Raw genomic sequence first — 6,470 nt, forward strand, 5'->3', positions numbered from 1 at the left:
CAAGGCGAGTTGGACATCTGATCGGGCATGGTCGGCGCCCCTGGCCTGCGGATTCCGGTGTCTTGATCCCCTACACCACGTGGCGGGACGCCATCCACTAGATCTGCACGGGTGCGACGCGGGGAGCTTCCGATCCGTAGCAGCCGCAGAGAGGCAGACCGGCCACTGCCGGGCCGCACAAGGACGCTACTGACCGTGAGAGGTTGTTGTGGTTGCGGTACTTCGCGGCCGTACCGCAGGGTCTCGGCGGGGGTGACCACGGAACGGCATCTGTTGATGCAGCTGCTGGCCGGCGGCAACGACGACATGTCCGCGGCTGCCCTTGCTGCCCTCCGCGGCGGCGCTACCGCGGTTCCCGAATGCGGTGATCAGCAGTGAATGCGTGCAACCGATAACCGAAATATGCTCTATATCGTAGATATTCCGTGTGTGGAAGTATGTCATGTGTGGCTTTTGGTGCTGAAGACAGGCGAGAGGAGTGCATCATGATCGCCAAGCTGCTCGGCAAGCTGTCCTTCACCCGCCACTACGGTGCGTACGGGGGAATGGGATGCGTACGCCGGGGACGACTAGGACTGACCGCACTGCCGGCGGGCGCCCCTGAGCGCCCGCCAGTTCCCAGCCACGCTGCCGACGACATCGGCCTGGACAGGTACGAGAGCCAGGGACGATCTCATGGGCCGAAGGAATGAGCCGCCGCGGTTGCCCGAAGGCAGCTTCGCGGCCTGGAGCCGTGACCGGCTGGCATTGGCCCGCCGTGGCGCTGAAGAGTGTGGGGACGTCTGGCAGCTGGAGCCGGGTGTCTACGTAGCCGCTGCGGCCGGGCCGTGTGAAGCGGTCCTGCGCCGCGCGCAGGACTTCCCCAAGGCATCCTCGCCTCTCTTCCCGCCGTTGAAGCGGTCGAGCGGAGCACCAACACCCGAGGAGCGTGCGCACGCTCACGCCGCCCGCATGCGCGGACTACGTGCGCAGGCAGTTGCAGCCCGGATCGGTGAGATCGCGCCCCAGACCGCTCGATTTGCTGACCAGTGGCCCACGGGCCAGGACGTCGAGATTCTGCCCCCGGTCCGGCACGCCCTGGCAGAGATCGGCGTGAGCTACCTCTTCTCCGAAGACGCTCCCACCCTGCTGCCGTATGCCTCACAGCTCTTCCTGGCCCGGGAGGTGCTCGTACGCCCCTCGCGTTGGGTATGGCCGCGCTGGATTCCCACACCGGCACGGCGGTTCCGCACCCGGCAGCAAGTCGCCTTCACCGACGCTTTGCGGCCCATCGTCCGCCGGCGTCGTTCGTCGGGCCGGCTCGGTGACGACATGCTGGGACAGATGCTCCGGCCATCCCCCCACTACGGCCAACTGCCGGAAGAGGCCATCCTCGACACTCTCCCCAACCCGGTCAGTACTTGCTTGGACAGGGGAGGCCGGTCGTAGGGCTCGCCCAACTCGTCACCGATCATGGTCAACGATCCGGTGAAACCCTCGTCGCGCAGAGCCTCCGCGGCCCGCAGCCCCGCCAGCGAAGCCCCGACGACCACGATGCGGCCATCGCGCTTGAACGCACGCAGGTTGTCGGCACCTGTCATGACGGCGACGCCTCCGCCGGTGCGTGCCGCGCCTCCAGCTGGTCGACCAGGATCGCCTGGACCGGGCAGGCCGCCGCGGCGCGTAGCACCTGGTCGCGCCAGGTGTCGTCGGGGTTCGGGTCGCACATGAGCGCTTCCTCACCGTGCATCCGGAACGCCTCCGGAGCCAGGAACGCGCACTGCGCATACCGCTCACATCGGGAAAGATCAACGACAACTTTCACCCCGACCTCCACAGGGAGTGGGAGCTGCAGCCCCTCAAGCCGGCGCCACTCCGGCGCGCAACGAGGGAGTATCCGGCCGCTGCCCACCCCTGTGAAGTGCGAGGGGGTGCACCGCGCTCGTCGGGTCTCCATGGAAAGTATTGATCATCGCGGCTAAGGAGATCGGCGCCTGACCAGGGACGTATCCCTGGTTGCGGCTGCATCTTGGTTACGTAAGCGGCGCTCTTTTGGATTGCCGTTTCGACGGAAACCGTGTGGCACGGTGCGCCGAAATACCGTCAGGGAATCAGCGTAACAGTGGCACCGATCATTGCCTCTCGGCGTTCGCGACACACCTCCGACACAGTCGGACTTGCGCCCGCTGCGCGACCCCGCCGCTCCCGACGAGGAAGACGATCAGCGGTGGGACAGAGCATGGCGTGGCAACACCTGCCTCGGTGTGCCTCTCAGCCTCGCGCGCACAGCAGCGTGATCGAATAGGGCATGGCATCGTCCTGGACTGGTAATCGGGTACGCCTACGCGCTATCGAGCCCGACGACTGGACAGCGTTCATGCGCTTCGCCGACGATGACGGCCGGCGAGGGAGCCGGCTGGATCTGCCGCGGTCCGCCGAGAGCTACCGTGCCTGGGCGAAGGAGCAAGCCGTTGCCAAGTGCGATGACGACCGCTTCCGGTTGGCAGTCGAAGCGACGGCCACGGGAGAACTGGTTGGCACAGTCGGCTCGCATCGCACCGGCCCTCGTTCAGGCTGGTTCGAGTTTGATGTCACGATCGGCGCTGACCATCGGCGCAAGGGCTACGCGGCAGAAGCCGTAGTGCTGCTGCTGCGCTTCATGTTTGCCGAGCGGCGCTATCACAAATGCCTAGCAGCGATCTTCGCCCACAACGAGGCATCGCTGGCACTTTTTCGTCGGCTCGGCTTCACCGAGGAGGGGCGCTTGCGGGAACACGTTTTCTTCGCCGGCCGGCACCATGACCTCGTCATGATGGGCATGCTCGCCAACGAGTTCGACCAGCGGCACACGATGAGCCAACAATGAGCTGGTCATCCAGACGTGTGCGGAACGGCACTCGAACTTTGTCGACGTTCGCGGTTCGCTGGCGGAGGCGGCCTGCCACCGAAAGCAGGACTTCCCTCAGTCGCGCAAGGTGGCGCGCAGGCGCAAGCCGACAGTTGTGAGACCTTCGAGGGTGGTGACCTGGTAGCTGGGTTCCGGTCCGGCCGGCTCGCTCAAGTGGTAGCAGCGGGCGGTCTGCGCAGCCAGGAGCGTCAGCATCGCCATGGCCAGAGCGGCTCCCTCGCAGCCATGCGGCCCGGTACCGAAGGAGAGGAAGACCCCGGGTTTCGCCGGCGAGCCCGAATCATCGAGCCAGCGCTCGGGCTGGAACTGGTCCGGCTCGGCATATTCCCGTGCGTCGCGGTGGGCGGTGTAAGGGCAGACGAGAACGGTGGACCCGGCGTCGATGGTGTAATCGGCGAGCTGAGTCTGTCGCGGGGCGCGCCGGGTCAGTAGCCAGCTCGGGGGGTACAGCCGGAGCACCTCACTTACCAGTGCCTGGGTGTATTGCAGGCTGCCGAGGTGGGTGCTGGTCGTCGCGGCCGGGTCCGCGGGCAGCGAGGCGGCTTCGGCCGCGACGCGGCCCGCTGCCTGGGGGTGCCGGGCCAGGTGGAGCAGGATCCATCCGGCTGCCCGGGAAGGGGTCTCGAAGGTGGCGACGGTGAGGCCGGCCGGGGGCACCACCTTGCCCCGCCGTCGTGGCATCGATGCGGAGTGGCTGCTGGGCGTGCCCGCCAGCGGGCTGGACCTCGCGACGAACCACGTGCGTCTCGCCGACGGCCGCGAGGTTCCCTTCGACCGGGTGCTGATCTCCACCGGGGTACGGGCCCGGCCTTGGTTCGTCGAGTCCGAGGCGGCCCTGGACGGAGTGTTCGTCGTACGTACGCGCGAGCACGCCGAGAGCCTGCAGCGAGCCCTCGCCGCCGGGCCCTCCCGCGTACTGGTCATCGGTGCGGGATTCACCGGCTCCGAGATCGCCTCCATCTGCCGCGAGCGCGACATCGCGGTGACTGTCGCCGAACTCGGGCCGGCCCCGCTGGTCGGGGCGCTCGGTGCCGTGATCGGTGACGTCGCGGCGGACATGCAGCGCGCTCATGGTGTCGACCTGCGGTGCGGTGTCAAGGTCGCCCGGCTCGAGGGCGACACGCAGGGACGGTTTCACCGTGCTCACTTCGACGACGGCAGTACGGTCGACGCCGATGTGGCGGTGGTGGCACTCGGGAGCATCCGCAACACCGAGTGGCTGCGGGAGTCGGGACTAGCGGCGGGCGTGTGGGGAATCACCTGTGACACGGATTGCCGCGCCCTCGACATCAATGGCCGCGTCACCGACGACGTCTTCGCCGCGGGAGACGTGGCACGTTGCCCGAACCCCATCTACGAATACCGGCTCGTCGCACTGGAGCACTGGGCCAACGCCGTGGAGCAGGCAGAGGTCGCGGCACACAACATGGTCAGCGCCCAGGCGGACCGCCGGCCCCACCTGTCCATCCCGCTGTTCTGGTCGATCCAGTTCGGTGTCAACATCAAGTCCGTCGGCGCGCCGACCTTCGCCGACGAGGTGGTCGTCACCCAGGGATCGCTGGACGACCACCGTTTCGTCACCGCATATGGCTATCGGGGCCGCGTCACGGCTGCCGTGAGCTTCAACAACGGCAAGTGGCTGGACCACTACCGACGGTTGATCGAGAAGGCCGCACCTTTCCCGCCCCCCTGCCCGACGCCGGACCAGCCGGCCGACCTGAAACCGGTGCCCGTCGACTTCCCCGGCCCCGCCCTGCTCGCGCAGGGCGCCACGGTGGTCGTCACAGGCCATGACCCGGGTGAGCGCCGCGTCACGGCCGTGCACCGGCATCGGCCGGAGGAAGGCCGGACGACCACGACCGGGACGCCCGGCACGCTGCGACGGATCTTCGACTACTCCGCCCGGGCCGACCCCTACCCGCTGTATGCCGAGTTGCGCAGGACGCCGGTGGCTCGGCAGGAGGACGGCAGCTACGTCATCAGTACCTATCGCGAGATCACGGACGTACTGAATGACCCGCATCTGAGTTCCGACGTGCGCAATCTGTCGTGTCCGATGCCCTCAGCCGAGGGAGGGGCCACGTCGTCGTTCATCCACATGGACTCGCCCGAGCACGATCGCCTGCGGCGTATGGCGATGCGTCACTTCGGCCCCCCGCACACCCCTGGACTGGTGACCGGACTTGAAGGCTTCCTGACCGCCACCGTCGGTAGCCTGATCGACGATTTGGCGGGCAAGGAGCAGATCGACGTCGTCGACGAGTTCGCCTTCCCGCTCCCCGTAACCGTGATCTGTCACTTGCTCGGTGTGCCACGCGAGGACGAGCCGAGGTTCCACCTCTGGGTGAACGACATCATGAACTCCATCGACTACGACCCCCAGACCGACCCGAAGGAGAAACTGGACAAGGGCGTGCAGGCCCGCAAGGACTTGCGCCAGTGCCTCGGCGAGTTGGTGGAACAGCGCCACAGTCGGCCGGGAGACGACCTGCTGTCACGGCTGGCCAACGACGACGGGCCCGACGGTCGGATGGCCGACGCCGACATCGTCGCCACCGCCAAAGTGCTCCTCATCGCCGGCCATGAGACCGTCGTCAACCTCATCACCAACGGCATGCTGACGCTGCTGCGCCACCCGGAGGTGCTGCAGCGACTGCGCGAGGAACCGGGCCTGGTCGTGCCGCTGGTCGAGGAACTGCTGCGCTACGAGCCGCCCGTGCAGATCATCCCCTGGCGGGCGGCGTACAGCGACATCACCGTCGCCGACACCGTCATCCCCCAGGGCTCGCAGATCATGCTCATGCTGGCCTCAGGCAGCCGCGATCCGAAGCGCTTCCACGATCCGGACCGCTTCGACCCGGTTCGGCGTGACAACCAGCACCTGGGGTTCGGCAGCGGCATCCACCTGTGCTTCGGCGGCCCGCTGGCCCGGCGGGAAACCCAGATCGCGCTGGCCGAGCTGGTACGCCGGCTCGACCGCCCCAGGCTGGTCGCCGACCCGCCACCGTACCGGCCCAGCCCCGTTCTTCGAGGGCCGATCCATCTGGACATCGAGCAGGGTGACGGTTGACGCGGCAGCCGAGGGCAGTTGCAAGGTCGTACCGCGGACGGCCCGGCCGGATCTGCATTCGACAGCAACCCGCTACCCTCCTCAGCTCCCCGCGCGCGCCACTTCGGACCCGCAGCCGCGAACGGCGCCCCCTCCATCCCGGTGCCGGCCGATCCCCCGCCGGAGGCATAGTTCTGACCGTGGCCTTGTTCGTCCAGGTTTCCACTCACGGCCGTAACTCGCTTGCGGCCCCAGGGCACGGGCTCGGCACCGTAGGCGCAGAGCGGTCGGGCCCAAGGAGCCAGCCCGCACTTGCGCGGGCCCTTGATGAGGCAGAGAGATTTGTAACCCGGTTCAGCACTCGCGCGGCGACAATGGAAGCGCACATCGTCAGCGGCGACACTCGGGCCGTCGGACACCGCCTAGAACCCCCGCTTACCTTTTTGTTTAACCGGCGCGCCCGTAGTGCTCTTCGAGTGACTCGGCGCGTTTGACGGTTTTGCCCACCCCGTGACGGGGTGCGGTCGTGCGGTT

4 protein-coding genes and 3 pseudogenes are annotated in these 6,470 nt (G+C 67.5%); 4 read left to right on the top strand and 3 right to left on the bottom strand.

The window, feature by feature from the left end; translation table 11 throughout:
• Nucleotides 1-485: 485 nt before the first annotated feature.
• Entirely contained in the window at nucleotides 486-692 is a 207-nt protein-coding gene (locus tag AB0D57_RS46775; protein WP_362088624.1) for a hypothetical protein, read from the top strand.
• Between the two features lie 696 nt (nucleotides 693-1,388).
• On the opposite strand, the pseudogene AB0D57_RS46780 reads toward AB0D57_RS46775, so the two are convergent.
• A pseudogene (locus AB0D57_RS46780) lies at nucleotides 1,389-1,580 on the bottom strand (FAD-dependent oxidoreductase); the annotation flags it as partial.
• Nucleotides 1,577-1,804, bottom strand: coding sequence for a ferredoxin (locus AB0D57_RS46785; protein ID WP_362088625.1), 228 nt, complete (start codon nucleotides 1,802-1,804; stop codon nucleotides 1,577-1,579). The gene AB0D57_RS46785 and the pseudogene AB0D57_RS46780, both read right to left, overlap by 4 nt.
• Before the next feature lie 483 nt (nucleotides 1,805-2,287).
• On the opposite strand from AB0D57_RS46785, the gene AB0D57_RS46790 reads away from it, so the two are divergent.
• Nucleotides 2,288-2,845: a GNAT family protein gene (locus tag AB0D57_RS46790; RefSeq protein ID WP_362088626.1), complete on the top strand. Its 558-nt coding sequence runs from the start codon at nucleotides 2,288-2,290 to the stop codon at nucleotides 2,843-2,845.
• 96 nt (nucleotides 2,846-2,941) lie between these two features.
• On the opposite strand, the gene AB0D57_RS46795 is transcribed toward AB0D57_RS46790, so the two are convergent.
• Nucleotides 2,942-3,484, bottom strand: a complete 543-nt coding sequence (locus AB0D57_RS46795; RefSeq protein ID WP_362088627.1) for a cytochrome P450 — start codon at nucleotides 3,482-3,484, stop codon at nucleotides 2,942-2,944.
• Here AB0D57_RS46795 and AB0D57_RS46800 point away from each other — a divergent pair.
• Together AB0D57_RS46800 and AB0D57_RS46805 are read left to right on the top strand one after the other, a co-directional pair.
• A pseudogene (locus tag AB0D57_RS46800) lies at nucleotides 3,366-4,700 on the top strand (FAD/NAD(P)-binding oxidoreductase); the annotation flags it as partial. The gene AB0D57_RS46795 and the pseudogene AB0D57_RS46800 overlap by 119 nt on opposite strands.
• Nucleotides 4,701-4,976: 276 nt before the next feature.
• Nucleotides 4,977-5,957, top strand: a pseudogene (locus AB0D57_RS46805) (cytochrome P450); the annotation flags it as partial.
• Between the last annotated feature and the right edge of the window lie 513 nt (nucleotides 5,958-6,470).

The organism is Streptomyces sp. NPDC048275, from assembly GCF_040652275.1.
Classification (GTDB): Bacteria; Actinomycetota; Actinomycetes; order Streptomycetales; family Streptomycetaceae; genus Streptomyces.